This window comes from Proluteimonas luteida (assembly GCF_021191695.1).
GTDB classification, from domain to species: Bacteria; Pseudomonadota; Gammaproteobacteria; order Xanthomonadales; family Xanthomonadaceae; genus Luteimonas; species Luteimonas luteida.
In genome coordinates this window covers 287,995-305,945 of sequence record NZ_JAIWPT010000001.1, presented here as the reverse complement: position 1 = coordinate 305,945, position 17,951 = coordinate 287,995, and the positions used below count along the sequence as shown (strand labels likewise).

The 17,951-nt window shown below is 63.7% G+C and carries 15 protein-coding genes and 1 tRNA gene; 3 read left to right on the top strand and 13 right to left on the bottom strand.

The window, feature by feature from the left end; genetic code table 11:
* The first annotated feature begins 122 nt into the window (after positions 1-122).
* Both LDO26_RS01300 and LDO26_RS01295 read left to right on the top strand, forming a co-directional pair.
* Entirely contained in the window at positions 123-1,055 is a 933-nt protein-coding gene (locus LDO26_RS01300) for a restriction endonuclease (RefSeq protein ID WP_232129263.1), read from the top strand.
* Positions 1,056-1,204: 149 nt separating this feature from the next.
* Positions 1,205-1,279 (top strand) — tRNA-Val (locus LDO26_RS01295).
* Positions 1,280-1,584: 305 nt separating this feature from the next.
* On the opposite strand, the gene LDO26_RS01290 is transcribed toward LDO26_RS01295, so the two are convergent.
* Positions 1,585-3,528: a patatin-like phospholipase family protein gene (locus LDO26_RS01290; protein ID WP_232129262.1), complete on the bottom strand. Its 1,944-nt coding sequence runs from the start codon at positions 3,526-3,528 to the stop codon at positions 1,585-1,587.
* A gap of 486 nt (positions 3,529-4,014) precedes the next feature.
* Between LDO26_RS01290 and LDO26_RS01285 the strand changes: the two genes are divergently transcribed.
* Entirely contained in the window at positions 4,015-4,680 is a 666-nt protein-coding gene (locus LDO26_RS01285; RefSeq protein ID WP_232129261.1) for a rhodanese-like domain-containing protein, read from the top strand.
* On the opposite strand, the gene LDO26_RS01280 is transcribed toward LDO26_RS01285, so the two are convergent.
* The 12 genes from LDO26_RS01280 to LDO26_RS01225 are packed head-to-tail and all read right to left on the bottom strand — an operon-like array spanning position 4,641 to position 17,803.
* Entirely contained in the window at positions 4,641-5,150 is a 510-nt protein-coding gene (locus tag LDO26_RS01280; protein ID WP_232129260.1) for a type II secretion system protein, read from the bottom strand. The two genes, LDO26_RS01285 and LDO26_RS01280, sit on opposite strands and share 40 nt — an antisense overlap.
* Complete coding sequence (locus LDO26_RS01275; RefSeq protein ID WP_232129259.1) at positions 5,147-5,536, bottom strand: type II secretion system protein; 390 nt, start codon at positions 5,534-5,536, stop codon at positions 5,147-5,149. The genes LDO26_RS01280 and LDO26_RS01275 overlap by 4 nt, the downstream gene beginning before the upstream one ends.
* Before the next feature lie 2 nt (positions 5,537-5,538).
* Positions 5,539-6,015 carry a prepilin-type N-terminal cleavage/methylation domain-containing protein gene (locus LDO26_RS01270; protein WP_232129258.1) on the bottom strand — a complete coding sequence of 159 codons (477 nt, stop codon included), beginning with the start codon at positions 6,013-6,015 and terminating at the stop codon, positions 5,539-5,541.
* Entirely contained in the window at positions 6,015-8,345 is a 2,331-nt protein-coding gene (locus tag LDO26_RS01265) for a secretin GspD/PilQ domain-containing protein (protein WP_232129257.1), read from the bottom strand. Before LDO26_RS01265 ends, LDO26_RS01270 begins: the two co-directional genes overlap by 1 nt.
* 4 nt (positions 8,346-8,349) lie before the next feature.
* Positions 8,350-8,817, bottom strand: coding sequence for a hypothetical protein (locus tag LDO26_RS01260; RefSeq protein WP_232129256.1), 468 nt, complete (start codon positions 8,815-8,817; stop codon positions 8,350-8,352).
* A gap of 14 nt (positions 8,818-8,831) precedes the next feature.
* Complete coding sequence (locus LDO26_RS01255) at positions 8,832-9,380, bottom strand: hypothetical protein (RefSeq protein ID WP_232129255.1); 549 nt, start codon at positions 9,378-9,380, stop codon at positions 8,832-8,834.
* On the bottom strand, positions 9,368-9,868 hold the full coding sequence (locus LDO26_RS01250; protein WP_232129254.1) for a hypothetical protein: 501 nt from the start codon (positions 9,866-9,868) through the stop codon (positions 9,368-9,370). Before LDO26_RS01250 ends, LDO26_RS01255 begins: the two co-directional genes overlap by 13 nt.
* Positions 9,869-9,885: 17 nt before the next feature.
* Complete coding sequence (locus tag LDO26_RS01245) at positions 9,886-10,635, bottom strand: hypothetical protein (RefSeq protein ID WP_232129253.1); 750 nt, start codon at positions 10,633-10,635, stop codon at positions 9,886-9,888.
* Between the two features lie 6 nt (positions 10,636-10,641).
* Positions 10,642-12,345 carry a GspE/PulE family protein gene (locus LDO26_RS01240; protein ID WP_232129252.1) on the bottom strand — a complete coding sequence of 568 codons (1,704 nt, stop codon included), beginning with the start codon at positions 12,343-12,345 and terminating at the stop codon, positions 10,642-10,644.
* Positions 12,345-13,520 (bottom strand): type II secretion system F family protein, encoded by a 1,176-nt coding sequence (locus tag LDO26_RS01235; RefSeq protein WP_232129251.1) that lies wholly within the window; start codon positions 13,518-13,520, stop codon positions 12,345-12,347. The genes LDO26_RS01240 and LDO26_RS01235 overlap by 1 nt, the downstream gene beginning before the upstream one ends.
* A 3-nt stretch (positions 13,521-13,523) precedes the next feature.
* Positions 13,524-13,961, bottom strand: coding sequence for a type II secretion system major pseudopilin GspG (gspG, locus tag LDO26_RS01230; protein ID WP_255681930.1), 438 nt, complete (start codon positions 13,959-13,961; stop codon positions 13,524-13,526).
* Positions 13,958-17,803, bottom strand: a complete 3,846-nt coding sequence (locus LDO26_RS01225; RefSeq protein WP_232129249.1) for a fibronectin type III domain-containing protein — start codon at positions 17,801-17,803, stop codon at positions 13,958-13,960. Before LDO26_RS01225 ends, gspG begins: the two co-directional genes overlap by 4 nt.
* Between the last annotated feature and the right edge of the window lie 148 nt (positions 17,804-17,951).

The following is a 17,951-nucleotide window of genomic DNA, read 5'->3' as shown; positions in this document are numbered from 1 at the left end:
GCCGCGACCGCCGCGACGTCCGATTCGCTTTCGATCCCTGACCCCCGCGGCGCCTGCCCCGGCTGGCGCCGGGCCACCGGCGTTCCGGTATCCTCTGCAGCGATTCGCAGGGGAATACCGGTTTGGGCACGACAACACAGTGGATCGCGGCAATCGGGGTGATGCTGGTCGTCGGCGGACTGTCGACCGCCTGGTTCATGGGCGTGCAACGCCGCCGCGACGAATCCGCCGCCGGTATCGAGGCCCTGTCCGGCATCTCCTGGCGCAGTTTCATCGGCATGGTGCTGCAGGCGCTGCGCGTGCGCGGCTACACCCCGGTGGTCGACCTCGAGTCGGCCTCCGGCGACCAGGACTACGTGCTCGAACACGACGGCGGCCGCTGGCTGCTGGCGTGCAAGCATGGCGCCAGCTTCGTGTTGGGCCGCAACGCGGTGCAGGCGCTGGCCGCCGACGTCAACCTGCAGGGCGCCGCCGGTGGCCTGCTGGTGACCCAGGGCCGGATCGACAACGAGGCCCGTGGCCTCGCCGCGCAACGCCGGATCGAACTGCACGACGGGCGCACGCTGTGGCCGGAGCTGCGCGAGTTCCTGCCGGCGGGACAGTTGCAGGAGATCCAGGGCCGCGCCGCGCAGCAGGCCCGGCAGCGCACCCTGCTGTCGTGGCTGCTGGCCCTGGTCGCCGGCATCGGCACGTTCCTGCTGGTGCCGCAACCCGGGCCCGCGTCGGCCACGCCGGCGCCCGCCACGCAGGCAGCGCCCGCCGCCGCGGCACCGGCCGAGGATGTCGTCATCGCGCCACCGCCGCGGATTCCCGTCGAGCGCCAGCGCAACGACCTCGCCAGCGCCGTGACCACGTTGCCGGACGTGGACCGCGCGCTGTGGGCCACGCAGTCGACGCTGCAGGTCTACGTGACCCGCCCCGACGACGACGCCACGGTCGATGCCATCTGCGCGCTGGTGTTGCGCCAGCCCGACCTGACCTCCTCGCGCATCCAGCTCACCCCGCCGCCGGGCAGCGACCTGGCCACCCGTTTCCTGCAGTGCCGGAGCTTCTGATCCGGACCAGACGACCGCGCACGGCACGGCGCCCTCGCGTCATCGTCGGCAGCATCGACGACGCACCGCTCACCCCTTGTCGCCACCGCGCACAGCCCGTAAACTGCGCACCCCGCGCCTCCGGGCGTGGCGGCGAAAAACGTCGCTCCGGGCGGTTAGCTCAGCGGTAGAGCATTGCCTTCACACGGCAAGGGTCACAGGTTCGATCCCTGTACCGCCCACCAGTAAAAACAAAGACTTAAGCCGCTCTCTTGAGCGGCTTTTTTTGTTGTACGGAAAATCGTACGGAAAATTCGTTCAGCTGCCAGGAATCAGCCGTCCGAGCGCAGCGGGTTGCCCCAATCGCGCAGCAACTTCAGCGACGGAGTGGTGTCCGCCACGTAGCGCGTTGACCACATCGCCCCAGAGCGACGGCGACCATCGTGGCTGCAGTGGTCCGTACCAGCAGTGGCGTGCCGTAGCTGAAAGCGCTGTCAGGGCTGATTCCAACGCCCCCGCCGGCGACCCTGCACGTCTTATGCCTCGCTAATTAGAAGGTCGGCGTGATCTTCAGCTGCGGTGCCGGATTGGGAGCCTTGTGGGACAAATCGAGTCCCTGCTTCCACGTCAGCCCTTGGGTGTGCAGCAATTTGTACATGGCCTGGGCCTGCTCGCCGGCCGCCTTAGTCCGAAAGGGATACGATGGGGGTTCACCGTCTGCAAGTGGCAAGCCGCAGACGTCGGCGTAGGCGGGCACCCAGCGTTCCCTCGTGGTTTGATCGGTAAAGTCCATTGTGTAGCTCTGTACCGCAGCGCTCAGGTTGCGCCAACGAATCCAGTAGTGGTTGTCGAAGCGGAACGACGCGAAGCGCTGCCCTGCGATGGCACCCTTTTCCGAGATGTTCCGCAGCACGTTGTCAGGCATGTTGAGATTCATCCCGCCCTCGGCGCCATGCAGTGATACGTGCACGATCCGCTCTCGGTGGCCCGGCGCTCGGGACTGCAGCAGGTCGCGCCAGTTCTGCATCGTCCCGATGATGCCGAAGACGAAGCCGGCGACTTCACTGAACGCACGGACGGATGCGATCGAATGGTACGAGTACCTCCAGCCCTGATTGTTCGTAAGCGGCAGGAACACCGCATCCTCCAGTTCCTCGGGCGACAGCTTCCTTCCGCTGTCACGGCGGGATCTATGGTCAGCGGGGGGATAGCGCAGATTGATCGCGAACGTCGGCCACCGTGGCAACCCGGTATCAAACAGGTGAATCGGAAAGTTGCTACTGATTCCGCCGTCCGAGAACCAGCACATTCGCATCGCCGTGACGACGGTAGCGGAACGGGCACGACCGCCGCTCGCCAACCCTTCCATCGTCCCGACAACGGTATGCTCACCGGCTTCGCGGTCCACGACTTCCGCGTCCTCGCCCTCATCCGCGGTCGACTGGTCCTGACCGCGAGACCACGCTGCTGCCTCATGCAAGGGCACAGCGCTGATGAGCAACGGAAAACTCAGGCTCATCCGGGCAGCCACCAGGACAGGAAACTGATTCGCCTCCGGCAACCGGTAGTAGGTCTTCCCGTCGACGACCAAAGGCTCGCCTGCACCGTTCCGGATCATCCAATCGACGACCGTGGCCGGGAACAGGCGATCGAACTCCTCCTTCAGGAAGGAGAAGCCTTTGCTCTCAAACGGCAACGTCCTCGGCTCGCGATGCGAGATTCCCGTGGTGATGACTTGGAGATTGATTGAGTACTGCGACGGCGGCTCGTTGACGTAGCGCGGCGCATGCCTCAGATCCCCGAACGTCAATGGTTCGCCTTCGCGCTTGCCGGCCAGCACTTGAAGCGTCTCGTGCAGCCATTCGGTCAGTGCCAGTGGTCGGCGACGCCACCACGGCCAGGCCCGGCGGCCCCGCAGCCCCGAGCAAAGCCCCATCTGATTGCGCCGGGCGACCCTGGCTATACGGAAAGCGCCACACGTACCAGCGCCTCCAAAGGCGCATAACGCGGCTGGCAGCAGCGCGGCGCCCACTCCGACCGAACCGGCGATGACGTACCCCAAACCGCATAGGACCGTAAGAATTGTGAGGAACTCCAGCGGCGCGATCGCGAGGACTGCGAAGAGGATGCCGAAAAACTTGCGAAGTCCCCTTGCCGGGCTTGCCAACAGGACCACCAACCGAAACGCATTGGTGGCACCGAAAGCTGGCTGAAACAAGCTGTAGATAAATCCCTTGCTCGACAACTGACGGGCCGTATCGGCCATGCCTTCAAAACCAGCATCTGGCCCCAACTCATCTCCAGCTTGTCGTCGCCTGTCGCCTAGCGCGGCAGCCGCCGTGACCGCGGCTGCGATCGCCCCGGCCGACGTACCGCCGATAGACTTGAAATGGTAGGTCTTCGCCAGTTCCAGCACCGCCTTGGGATAGACGATGCCGCTGGTCACTCCGCCTTTCATGACCAGGTCGCAGTACTTCTCCGGATGCGTTTTCATCTAGCCGCCCCATGCAGTCATGAGCCGGCGCTATTGCCCGCCAGCCATCAGTAGTCGCGACCCTTGGTCGCATTGGTGAGCAACACCGTCCCCAGAAAGACTGAAGCCACGCCGGTCGGGAACCTCGTTTTCGAAGCTTGTCCGAGGCACAGCCGCCTCTGAAGATATTGTCCATTTCATGGCGCGCGTTGGCCGCCAACCGGCCTCGCCGCTCCGTCGAAGCTTTACCCCCTCCCAATTCTCCGGGAACGCCTAAGATCCCGGAGCAGTCTCGCACAGGAAAAGGTCCCACTGACGACGAGCCGCATGGCATGATTCCAGCAGCGGGAACAAGGATTTGGGGGAAGACGGATGTCACGGAACATTGTTCGCACTGCGGCGCTAACGATCGCCGCATGCTCAATCTCGGCAATGGCGAGTACCGCCAACCACGCATCAGATCGGAGTACTGAGACCCCGTGTACGGCGCCAATCCCTAAATCACAGGTGCAGTCCCCACCGCGGAATGATCGTCAAGGAGCCAACTGCCTGATCGACGCCGCTGCTCCCTTCCCGAGTACGGCTAGGATTATCGACATTCGGGGCCGTGCTGAATACTCGCAAATCCATATTCCGAACGCGGCCAATCAGCCGCTCCAAAGCCTACTGAACGCACCTGCAGGCCAGCTGATCGTCTACGACAACGGACGTTTCCGCTCCGACGCGCTGCAGCTATGCGAACGGCTGACGCGCTACGGCGTTCGGGATTTCAAAGTTATCGATGGCGGAATCGCCGCGTGGGCACAGTCCAGCCGCGCCCAGGGTGTCCTTGACGTAAGTCGGCTATCGGATACGGAGGCATCCGCCGCGCTTGTCGCCGGGAACAGCGCTGTTGTGACGCTGTCCGGAGGCTTCCCGTCGGTTCTACGGGGGCACGGCATCGGCGTATCGGCGGCAAACCCGAGTTCGAGCGGACGCACGATCATACTGGCCGAGCCCGGCACCAGCCACGACCAGATCTCCGCCAGACTCGCACGCCGGAACGGCCAGAACACTGCTTTTTACTGGACGGGAAGCCCCGAGCAACTCGCTAATCTCATAAGCGCGCACTTGGCCCAAGATCAGCGGCGGCGTCAGGGGCCGATGGTCAACCCCAACTGCCCTGGCCTCTGATCCTGCGCTGTAAATCCAGCCTCATCGGGAACAGCAGTAAATCGCCACTCGTGGTAATGGCGAGCGCCCTCGAAGTCGGCTTCCTCCAGATCGAAGCCGGCGAGCTTGACCGGTTCTCTGGATGAGAGGGAGTGGATTCCCACGATTCGCCCGTTCAGCCGCACCAGGCCCCATTCCGTCGTTCTGGTGATTGGGTCGTGGTAGATGCGCCTCAGGTGCCGCTGCACCTCCCCCGCCCTTCGATCCAGTAACAGATCGTCGAGGGAAGCGGGAAACTCGCGACCGCTCCCGCCAAGGCGATAGCTGATCAACGCGTTCCGGAATTCTCGCCCGATGCGGATCAGCTCGGCTTCGGCCTGGCGACGGGTCTCATAGTGGCGCAGGGAAGCCTCGGCAAGCAGAACGATGGCCAGAATGGCCACCGTGAACAGCAAGTACAGGTACGCGAAACCGCCTTGCCGGGACCTCATGGCGTTAGCTCCGAGTACGGCACACCGCTCCAGCTCACCCCGTGGGCGCCGCTACGCACGTCTACAATTCCGCTCGTATCAATGCCGGTGCCTCGCATCAGGATCCAAGTGCCACTGCTGCCGGTTATCGGATCGACTGGCACTGATCGTAGATAGTTTTCCTGGACCAGTCGCTCCAATGAATCGGGATAGCGCCCCTTATCCTCATAGTAGTGGTCAATTGTCTTTCTGAACTGCTGCAGGTTTCCAAGCAGGGCGACATACTCTGCGCGATCCACTGAAGACTGATAGCGCGGGTAAGCCACCAGCAGGAGAACAGAGACGATCGCCACGACAACGATCAGCTCGATCAGGCTGAAACCTCCGGTAAGCCCGCGCCGATTCATCCCTACCACTCCCTGTACGGCACACCGTTGAGCCCGACGTCAGCCGAAAGGCTGTAGACGTCGAACACGTCATCGCCAGGCTGCGGGTCATCCGGCGGACTAGCATAGCTGCGCAAGCCCCACGTCATCGATGCATCGTCAGCCCTGCCCGCGTACATCGGATCGCGCGGAACCCTGCGCAGGAAGTACAGCATCTGCCCGCTTGGACTGCTGACGTCCACCACGCCCTCTGTCAATTCGCTCAGACTCGGCGGATATCCGCTGTCGCCGATCTTCAGCGTGACGCGGCCAGCATCGGCCGCGCGCTTGTACTGGTCGATCGCGTGCCGGATCTCGCTCAGCGCCACCCGAAGCTCCGACTCATGCTTCCGCTTGATCGTCGTCTGGGACACAGGGACGGCAATCAATAGCAGTAGCGCGATGATCGCGAGGCATGCAATCAGCTCTATGAAGCTAAATCCGGCGACCTTGCGGCGCATTACTTAACCGTCAGACTCGTACTGACGGTCCTGACGGCACCGGCCTCCGGCTGGGTCTGGGCGGACAGGATCGTCAGCTCAGTCCCCGGACTCGGCGCCAAAGCACGGAACGTTACGTTGAGCAACGCCCCTTGGCCCGAGACCGCACTCCCCTGCCTCGTCACCGTGGCACTGATCTTCCCCTCGCTCAGGTTGACCTGCTGCGACAGGCTGCTCTGGCCGCCTCCCTGGGTCATGAAAGGACCCTCCTCGACACTGACGACCTGAAGCACCTGCGGCGAGAACCCGAGCATGAGGGGCACCTGTTCGATCGCCTGCATCGCGCTGATGTTGAGCACCGCCGTAAACTGCTCGCCCACCCGGACTTCCGAGGGAGCGCTCCACCCCAGCATGGTCTGGGCCGGCGCTGGCAAGGGCTGCGCACGCGCAGCGCCTGCATCGGCCAACGGCGTCACCACGGGCGATACCACTGGTGTTACTGCCGGCGCTGGTGACTGCCCAGAAGTGGCCACGCCATTCGCTTGCTCCTCGTCAGCAGCACCCATCGACGCGGACGCCAGCATCGGCGTCGCACCCAAGCGCATCGCGGTCCCGCTTTCGAACAGCATCTCGCTCAGGTCAGCCGGCGCAACGCCCCTGATCAATCTGGGCGTGATCGACAGCACGATCTCGGTGTCCTGCAAATCCGTGCGCCTGGTTCCAAAGAGGCGGTTGAGCACCGGGAACCTTGTCATCCACGGCCAACCTGCACCAGTTCGCCGGTCCTCCTGGTTGATCAGGCCGGCCAGGATCTGCGTTTCGCCATCACGTAACCGCAGCGTTGTCTCCGCGTTTCGCGTGCCGATCTGATAGGACAGGGTCCCAGACTGTGTCTGGATCTCCCTGACCAGGCGGCTAACTTCGAGATTGACCTTGATGGCGACCTCGTTAGACGCATAGATCGACGGCTGCACCTCAAGTTTCAATCCGACATCGACGTAGTTCACCGTTTCGGACACGAAACCCGTCGACGTCGACGTCGATGTGATGACCGGAACCCGGTCGCCAATCAGGACTCGCGCTGTCTCCCGGTTCTGCACCCGGATTCTCGGGTTGGCCAGAATGCTTGCGTTCGAGGTGTTCTCGCTCAACCTGACGCTCGCGTTGGGAACGCTGGCGTAAATGCTTCCGGAATTGAGCCCGCGAAGCTGGTCGATGGTCTGCCATTCGGACGACTGCTGCGTCTCATTGATGGAGAACCCGACCTCCTTGGACAGGTTCACGCCGATCTCGCGCAGCGTCGTCCTGTTCACTTCCAGAATCTCAACCTCCAGCACCACCTCCGGCGAGCTGCTGTCGTGCAGTCGTACCAATCGTTCCGCCAGGCGAATCGCGTCGGGGCTGTCGCGCATGATCAGCATGTTCAGGTTCTCGTCCACCACTAGGCTCTCGGTCTTCAAGATTGTCCGAATGCTCTCGGCCACGGCAGTGGCCTGCGCATTGCTCAGAAAGAAGCTCCTCACGCTCAGCTGGCGATACTCACTGATCTTCTGCGCCGTGCTTGGAAAGACCAGGATCGTGTTGGCGTTGATGATCATGGTCTCGAGCTGAGTGGACATGCCGATGACGCGGATGGCCTCGTCCATCGGTGTCTTGCGCAGCTGCACGGTCGCGCGAATGTCGGGGCGGATCTCCTGGTCATAGATGAAGTTGATGCCCGAAGCCTGTGACAGCACATCGAACACGGTGCGCACCGGAACGTCCTTGAACTCGAGCGTCACCGGGACCTTGAACTGGGCATCCAGTCCATCTCCAGATGTTCTGCGCTCGAAATCATGCGCACGGATCCGGTCACGCGCGTTCGACGCCCTCGCGTTCCCAGGGTTCTCGTTGAGTACGAGATCGACCAGCCGTCGGGCCTCGTCCCAGGACTCGCCGCGTATCAGTTCGTCGATGTGGACGGCCTGCTGATCGTGCCTGCGCCTCATGTTTAAGGCACGCAACTGCTCGCGGGCGTAGGCGTTCGCATGGTCGAGTTGCAGGATGCCCTGATAGGCACGTTCGGCTGTCGTCAAATCACCCGCACCGAGGCCAGCATCCGCTTGTCCCGCAAGGATCGCGATCGCTTCCGCCCGCTTGTTCAGATAGGCCTGCCGGAATCGGATGTTGTCGGGCGCCGCTTCGGACGCGATCCGATAGTTTTCAACGGCTGCAACATAGTTGCCGTCCTCGAACTGCCGGTTAGCTTCACGCCTAGCGCCTGCCGAGGTGCACGAGCAGAGTACCAAGACCATCAGCGCCGCCGCGAACACGCGCCATCTCGGTGTTGTCACAGATTCGAAAGTTGCCACCTGATCAATCTCCTGAGCCGAGGTCGCCCACTCGATATAGCCGGAGGGTTTCATCCGACAAGTAAGTAAACTCGGCCATTCCCTGTTCGATACCTTCAAATCGATACGTTCCATCCAGTTCCTGCGATGGACGCAGCGCGTGGTTCTCCCCTCGCCATTCGACGAAGACGTGTGGTGTCACCCCGGATTGCATCCACCCAAGGATGGTGATTTCCGGGCGCGGCGGCGGCGGCGGCTCGAAGATCGGCTCCGCCTCGGGAGGCGCCGGCGGTGCAGTGATCGGTTTATCGGCCGCGAACAGCTCGATCGGAATGGCCGACTGCCGCGCCTTGATCGAAGGCAACTGCTGTGTCACGCCGCGTCTTTCGATGGCTTGCACCACCGCCAACTCGCGGCCGCTTGCGGCATCGTTGTCCGGACGCAGCAGCAGCGCCAGCACCAGCGCGCCGATGGCAACCAAGTACAGCCTCATTCGCGCCTTCGCTGTCATTGGACAACGTCCTCCGCGCGGTCGCGGTAGACGAGCGTGAACTTGATCTCCGCTTCGATCAGCGCGTCATGTTCGGCCTCACGGGCGATGTGCAGCCTGGAGATGTAGGCCGTGGGAATCGCCATCTGTGCCCGATCGAGCAGCGCGCCGACCTCATGCCACTGCGAGTCGATGTTCATTGTTGCGGTCTGTCTCACCAGCCTGGCGTCTTCGCTGCTGTCGTAGGCGAAGGTGATCTTCCCGGCCAGCGACTCCTCGATCCGGAACGCCTCTAGCGCTCTTGCCGTGACGTCGAAACGTTGACCGTAGCTTGGAAAAGGCAACGGCGCCGCAGGCGAGTCCTGCTCACCGACCTCATTGACCTGGATTCCCGGACTCTCCAACTGCGATTTCAAGACGTTGTATTGCCGCAAGGACGCCGCAAGCAGCAGCAGAACCAGCAGCAAGGTCGCCGCGCCGACGGCAACGATCCACGCGACGGCCCCTCGGAGGAGAAACCACCGGTTGACGGTCCAGACGAGCCTGCGAGGGTCTAGTCGGTCCATCGCGCCGTCACCTCGAAAGCCATCCGGGCCCCACTGGGCTCCAACGACTGCAGGCGCACGTCGCCCACCACCGCCCGCTCCTCCAGTAGCGCCGAGTAGGCATTCGCCCGCTCCGCGCTATCGCCCACGCCAGAGAGCCTTACTGCGCCTGCAAACGGATCAACGTCGACCGATAGAAGGCGAACATCGTCGGTCTGCGGGACCAACGATTCCAGCAGATCGCTCCAGTCACGGTTGATCATCCCGACCTGGCGGCTCAGCTGAAGTAGCGCCGCTTCCGTGAGCGGCTCCGCGGTATCGGAGCGCACCGCCGCCGCGGCCAGCCGGCGATCCTCTTCAGTTGCGGAAATGTGCTCGGCGAGCACCGCCGACCGTCGATCCAGCGTTTGCCGCGCGGCAAGCACCGCGCCGCATGCCAGCAAGATGCCTAAGGCAAGCAGCAGCGGCCCCAGCACGCGGACCCTGCCGCGTATCTGCAGTTCTTCCATTTGGTGCCGCGTACGCTTCATCTGATCGCCATCAACAGGTCGGTCGCCGCACAGGCGCTGCCGGAGCTCGCGGCAGTCAACGCCAGCGCGCGAAAGGCCGCGGGACCATGCGCCGACTGCAGCCAGCGCAGTTGCCCCGACGCCGGGAACTCGAAACGCTTTCTGTTGCACCAGACGTCCGGTGCATCCAGGCCTCGACCGACACCCGGCAAGCGCTCGACCTCGCTGATCGCGCCGTCGCTCAAGTGGACGCCCGTCAGCCCATCGTTCTCCTCAAAGCCGATCAGCGCCGCCCCGCCGGGCATCTTGCCGCCGTGCCTGGCAACGACCGCCACCGCTGTCGCCATGGTCCGGTCGATCGACAGGCCAGCGTCCAGGAGTGCCGCCGAGACCGCCGACAATTGTCTGGTGGGATAGCCGATCGCAAACGTCGGCCAGCCGTAACGCGGCCACTGGATGCGCAGCGTCCATTCCGCAAGATCATCCCCATGGCGCTCGCCCAGATGGCGCTGGACCTGGCGCCGGAGCGCGCCGCCGGTGCATGCCCCCGCGATCCAGGGCACAGTCGCGAACCGCACTAGCGATGAGGCCAGCAGCAGGTCCACTCTCGCGCCGAAAGTGGTTTTCGACCGCAACCACGCAGCGGCCTCCGAAAGTGCGGGATCGGTCCCCTCACCGGTATCACCAGCGGGTAGGCGGATCACTTCTCCGCCCGGTGCCATGGCATACAGGTGTAACGGCGTCGCATAGAGTTGCGCGGAAGACATTGTCGCCTACTCCGCGAAGGTCACGCGGTTGACCTCGGCAAGCGTGGTCCGCCCATCGAGAAACAGGTCGATCGCCTCCGAACGCAAGGTGCGCCCGCCCAGCCGATTGGCTTCCGCGCGCATGCTGGTCACGGGCGCCTTGTTCGCCACCAGGTCGCGCAACACATCGTTCATGACCAGATACTCGGCCACCACCGTGCGTCCTTTGTAGCCAGTGCCGCGGCAATGCGCACATCCGGCGCCGGCGCGCAAATCGCGGCCGGCGATGTCCGATGCGGCCAGGCCCGACACGGCCATCATCTCCGCATCCGGTGGGTAGGGCCGCACGCACTGGGGACAATTCAGCCGCAGCAGCCGTTGCGCCCAGACGCCGACCAGCGCCGAGGCCAGGCTGTAGGCGTCCACGCCCATATGGAGCAGGCGCCCGACCACGTCGAACACGTTGTTGGCATGCACCGTGGTCAGGACGAGATGGCCGGTCAACGCGGCCTGTACCGATATCTGTGCGGTCTCCTCGTCGCGGATCTCGCCCACCATGATCTTGTCGGGGTCATGGCGCAGGATCGAGCGCAGACCGCGCGCGAACGTCAGCCCTTTCTTCTCATTGACGGGAATCTGCAACACGCCCGGCAGCTGGTACTCCACCGGATCTTCGATCGTGATGATGTTCTCGTGACCGTGGTTGATCTCCTGGATCGCTGCGTACAGCGTCGTCGTCTTGCCGGAGCCGGTTGGGCCGGTCACCAGGATCATCCCGTACGGCTGGGCCACCAGCCTGCGCAGCGTCGATAAAGCGTCATCCCCCAACGCCAAGTCGGTCAGGCGCAGCATGCTCTCGTGGTTCCCGGTCAACGTGCTGCGGTCGAGAAGACGCAGCACCGCATCCTCGCCGTGGATGCTCGGCATGATCGATACGCGGAAGTCGACGTGGCTCGCACGGGTACGCACCCGGAAGCGTCCGTCCTGCGGCACACGGCGCTCCGCGATATCGAGCGATGACATCACCTTGATCCTCGAGATCAGCCTCTGGGCGACATCGACACCGGAGATGTCGGAGACGCCAACCAGCACACCGTCCACACGAAACTTCACCGCCATTCCCAGCGGCGAAGACTTCAGATGGATATCCGAGGCACGCTGCTTGAGCGCGTCGTACAGGATCGAGCTGACCAGCTTGACCACCGGGCTGGAATCCGCCGCGATCGCCTCCAGCGAGAGGATTTCCGTCTCGCCGTCGACCTGCTCGTCCGCGTCGTCGCCGTCTGCGAACGTCCGCTCCGTGGCGCGGACCGCCTGCTCCGCGCCCGCGAGAACGGCGTTGATGTGGTCCGGATGTGCCAGCCTGACCTCGTACGCAGCCTGCAGCGAGGCGCGCGCCCATCTCGCCGTCTCCTGCGAAAATGGATCGGCAAGCACCAGCATGAGCGCACCGGCGTCGTCACGCAGCAACACACAGCTGCGGCGAACGCAGTCAACGTAGCTCAGCAGGCCGAAATCCACCGCCGTGCCGTAGAGCGCTTCCGTCCCGATCGGTTCGATGCCCGACATCGCCGCGAGCGCATCGACCAACTCCGAAGGCTGCAACCCGAGTTCGTCCTGCAGTAGAAGCGCCCATGACCGATCGCCTCCCACGGCGCGTAAGCGGAGCTCGTGAATCTGTTCGGCCGACACCCCGAAGAGCGGCTGAGTTTCATGGTGCAAGACGTTCATCAGCCGACGTTCCCCACCAGATCGAAGATCGGCGTGTACATCAGCACCACAATGGCGCCGACAACGATGCCGATGACTGTCATCAACAACGGCTCGAACAGGCGCGAGAAGGTCTCGACCCTGCGGTCGAGGTCGACGTCGAGAAATCCGGCCAACTTGTCGCTCATGTCCGCGAGCGCCCCACTGCGCTCGCCCACCCGTAGCAGGCTGTCGGCGATCGGCGGCACCATGCTCCCGCCCGCCAGCGCTTCGCTCAGCGGCAGCCCTTCGCGTAACCGTTCCATGGCAACGGAAAGCTCGTCCGCGCGCACCGGGTCCAGGATGCCGCGCACCATGCCCAGCGCCGACAGCAGCGGAATGCCACTGTTGAGGAGTAACGCGAGGGTCCGGTAGAAGCGCGACAGATTCAGCGTCACCACGATATCGGCTAGCACCGGCACACGCATGGACGCGCGCAGCAGCAGCCGGTGCCCCTGCGGATGCATCACGAGCCAGGCCAGCGTCAGCGCAACCGCAGCCAGCGCCAGCGCCACGGCCCAGGGATAGGCGTTGATGGCCTGCCCGATGCCCAGCAGCAGCGACGTCCCCCAGCCCACTTCGCGCCCCGACCCGTCCAAGATCGTGGCGAACCGGGGGACGACGTACGCCACCAGGAACAGGATCACGCCGCCGCCCACGAGCAGCAGCAGAAGCGGGTAGATGGCGCTGGCCGACACCTTGCGCTTGATCTGGTCCAGGCGCGCGTCGTACTCGAGATAGCGCTCCAGAGTGCCCACCAGCCCGCCGGCCGTCTCGCTGGCCGCGATCCCCGCCACGAGCACGGGTGAGAACATTGCGTGCTCGGACAGCGCACTGGAGAACCTCGTGCCTTCGCGCAGCCGCCCCAGAACCTGCCCGAGGATCGCCTGGAAACCCGGATTTCGCTCCTTCCGGTGCAGCACTTCCAGCACCTCGACAACGTTAAGTCCGGCCTTGAGCAACGTAAGCGCCTCCTGCAGGAACACCGACTGCGAGAAGCGGACACGACCGCCCGCAGCCCGTTCCGGCTTCGCCTCCACGCGCAGCACGCGACCGCCACTGCGCCCGGCCTGCACCGTCGCCGCCTCGGCCGAATCCGCCTCGACATCCAGCCACACCGTCCCGGCGCCAATCGACACGAGCACCCGGTGCTTCATCGCCTACCCGTCCACGCCGACATCGGCATCCTCGCCTTCCCCGCCCGGCCGGCCGTCCCGGCCGAAAGAGATCAGGTCGTAGTCCCCGCGCGCGCCTGGTACCCGATACACATACGGGTTTCCCCACGGGTCGAGCGGAACCGCGCCACGAAGGTACGGCCCGTTCCATCGCGACTCGCCCTCAGGGCGGTCGAGCAGTACCTGCAGACCATCTTCCTGCCTGGGGAAACGCCCCACGTCCAGGCGGTAGCTGTCGATCGCCTTGCGCAGCGCGTCGATCTGATTCGCCGCCGCAGTGCGCTCGGAACGGCCGACCTGTTGAAAGTAGCGTGGTGCAACCAATGCCACCAACAGGCCGACGATCACAACGACCACCAGCAGTTCCATCAAGGTAAATCCTTGATGCCTTCTTGAAGAAGACAACCTTCGCGACCCTCTCATCTGGCTTGCAGCCTCCATATCAAATGTGGACCCTGTTCTCCCAGGTCGTCTTCGGTGTCAACCGAGATCGTTCCGCTACTAGTGACCGACTCGTCCTGTCCAATTGCGCCGAACTCCAAAGTTCCAATTGCTCTGTAACCCGGCGGAGACGAAACGATCGATGCGGTTACACCATTGACGCGAGGCCCTTCGTTTCTAAGTACGACACGGTACGTGTAACGCCACGTCCGCACGAGGTTCAGTTTCGAGACCAATACATAACCTGAAACGAATAGCTCACTGCCAGCATCGACGCCAATGTCCCGCACCACCCCATGCACGCTATTGGCGGAGACACCGATATAGTGTGGATCGTTACTGACGGCTTGCCCCACCGAAATCTCAACCGGCTGGTCGCCATCGATGATCCCGTCGTCTATCGTGCGGACGGTTACCAACTGCGGGCGATTCCAGTTCGAAGGGGTGAATGTGATCTGTTGCGGGCTGACCGTCGCCTCCGTGGTATCGGATGACGTGACCGGCACAACGACGGTGCTGGTAGGCGCGCGCGTCAACATTATTCTGAAACCGGTGGTTTGACCCTCAATAACCTGAAAATTCGGATTGCTAGGGTTGTACCCGATCCCACCAAGTTGCGGACTGCCGGGCACCACCAGAGTCCCCGGCGCATAGGCCTGCGACGATCCGCGATCGTCATAAATCACGCCATAGATGTGGTACGCACCGGCAGGCAACCCGGCCATGTTCCACTCGTAGCTCCCCGTTTGGGTGCCGGCGTTCTGGGATAACCCTTCTACTATCTTCGTGCCGGCGTATCCGCTGCCCGTCTGGTCGTAGTACAGCGCGATCCGCGGTTCGATGTTCAGGTTAGTGCCTGTCCAGGTGATCGTTACGCTCCCCGATGCCGCGTTCGTGATCGTGGACGGACTCGTGACCGCGATCGTTGGTGGCACGTAGTTCCTGGTACTCACGAACAGCGTCATCACCGGCGACCAGTCGCTGGCCGCGCCACGGACATCTTGGGCACGGACACGCCAGTAGTGCGTGGTCTGGTCAGCCAGCATGGTGGTCGGCTGCCACGACACCGTACTGCTCGTGCCCGACGTCACCCGGTTGTTCAACTCGATGTCCGTGTAGATCTCGAAGACATAGAGGATCTCGTCGCCGTCAGGATCGGTCGACTGGTGAACGGTGAACGTCGGGGTACGCGTCGATACCCAGGCGCGGTCGCCCGGATTGGCGATCGTCGGCACGGTCGGCGGCTCGTTCTGCGAATCCAGGATGAAGTCGCTCACGGCCCAGTCACTGTTGCTGAAGCCGTCGCTGGCCCTAGCGCGCCAGTAGTAGTGCTGGTTCTGCGTGAGGTTCGTCGCCAGCCAGCTGGTGGTCCCACCCGAGCCGGCCGCAATGTCGCCGGAGGCCTGCCGTTCCGAGGAATCGAACGTGTTCACCACGTCGATCTCGAACAGGTAGGTCAGCGGGTCGCCGTCCTCGTCCGTGGAATTGTTAATGCGCAACCACACCTGGTCCTCGCCGATCACACGAGAGCCCGGCGGCGGGGCGGCAATGGTCGGCACCGTCGGCGTATGGTTGTCCACGAACACCCGGAAGTTGCGCGCGGGCGTGATCGTGCGCGCACCGTGCTCGTCCGTTGCGATGCCGCGCCAGTAGTACGTCGCCCGATCAGTCAGCGGCACGGTGACCTGCCACTGCGTAGTCCCGTTCTCGCCTTCCGGCAGATCGCTGACGCTGTCCACGACCTCTGTCAGCGTCGAACTGTCATACACCTCGAACCCGTAGGTGACGACATCGCCATCCGGATCGACCGCATTGGTGGCCGACAGCACCGGCGTCAGGCTGCCCACGTTCGCCCCGGCCTCCGGCGAGGTCAGGTTGAAGCTTCCCGGCGGATCGTTGAACAGGTTGGCGAAGAAGTTCGCGTTGACCCATTCGCTGGCGACTTCGGCAGCCACCGCCCTCGCCCGCCAGTAGTATCGGTTGTTGTCGTTGAGGTCCGCCTCGGGCCGCCACTGCGTCGGCTCGCCCGCCATCGGACTCTTGGCGACGATCGCCTCCTCCAGCAGCACCGTCATGCCGACGTCGGCATACAGCTGGAACTCGACCTGCACAGTCGGATCCTGGCTATGCTCGCCGGTCAGCACACGCAGGAACGGCCGCAGGCTCGCCACCTCGGCGCCGGACAACGGCGACACCACCTGCGGGATGGCAGGACCGGCAGGCGGCGTCTCGGATTCCACGCGGATACGCGCCGAGCGCGAACCGGTGAGCGCACCGTCGCTGACACGATAGGTGATAGTGTAGTCGCCGGCCTGGCCGACGCCAGGCGTCCAGTCGAACACGCCCAAGCCTCCACCCTGATCGTCGAAGCTCGCGCCCAGCGGCAACGGCGACGCCGACAGCGTGACCGGCCGCCCCATCGGGCTGGACCCCTCGACGATGAACGAAATGTGTTCGGTCTCCCTGACCACCCGGTCGGGAATGAACTGCAGCACCGGCGGTACCGGAATCTCAGCCCGGGGTACGAACGCCACGTTGTAGGCGCCGGGCGAGTTGACATCGAAGATGTTGAACCAGAACTCCCAACCCTGTGTGACCGGGTTGCGGGTACGCGACAGCCACACGTTCTCCGGCGCGATCTGCTTGGCGTCGGCGCGCACGACCGCGCCCAGGGCCATCTGGCCCTGGTGCGGATCCGGCTTGCGGACGTAAACGAACCCCGAGGAACCCGGCATCTCCAGCCGGTAGCCGCCGGCGGTGGTCGACAGAGTCGCCTCGTCGGACCGATCGATGACATCGCTGTCCTGGCCTTCGGATTCGAAGATCCGGTAGCGAGTGCCGTCCAATGCCAGGAAGTCGCGCACGAAATCGCGCCCCGGCAGATCCACACGCACGTCGCGCACCAGCAGGTACGCGTTCGTCTCCTGCAGCAGGGATGTCAGCGCGCCGCCCAGTTCATCCGCGTGAGTGAACGTGGCCGTGAAATCGACGAAGGTACCGGACAGGTTGCTTTCCATGACCCAGCGACCCATCTTCGCCCCGCCGCCGCCGGGAATGTCGCCGAAATCGATCAACAACGAGTTACTGACCGGCATGTCTTGCACATAGCTGCCCAGGATCACGAAGTTGACCAGCAACCCCTGCTCGTTCTCGACGATCCGCGGCTGGGCGGACTCGATCTTCAGCTTGCGGGCAACGCCAATGCCATTGTTCTTCACTCGAACGCCCAACGTGTATGGCTCCGGCGGCTCGATCTCCGGCGTGAACGGATTGTCGGCCTCCACGTCGCGGGTCAGGAAGTAGTCCAGCACCAGCTCAGGCATCGGGCGGACAGTGATGCTGTCGGGCGTAAGCTCGAGCACATGGGTCTCGGTGCCGAACTGGTAGCGCAGCGTGGCGCCGACCAGATAACGCTTGCCGAGCGGTGTGTTGCCCGCCGCGCCTGGGGCCGGAATTAGCATCCAGTTGGCCACCGCGGTCGTGGCGGCCGCCACCTGCCCGGTACCGTTGGTATCGGAGATGTTCTCGGTGCGCGTCTGGCGAATGAAGAACGACGCAGAGAGGTTGTTCGGATCGGTGGTGATGCTGACCGTCTCGCCGTACTCGTCCGTGACCCAAACATCTACCTTCACATAGTCGAGGCTCGTCGACGGCAGCGTATTGGTGATGCGCATCTCGGCGTCGAACGCCTGCCGCTCAAGCGTCATCTCCTGTTTTATCTCGATCTTGACGCGAGCGCAGATGGTCTCCTGGGCAAATGCCGGCACACAGGCCATCGCGAACAGCAGGACGAATGCCCAAGCCGAAACCAGACGTCGGTTCATCGTTCGATCCATCTCATTTGCCCCTGACACGATCCCTTGCGCTGGCGACAACCGCCGCCGATCTCTCCGCCTCAAGATGAAACGGAACTCCCCATTACGAGAAAGCGGACGTACACATCCGCACCCCGTTTCCCGCTCCAACTGCTCG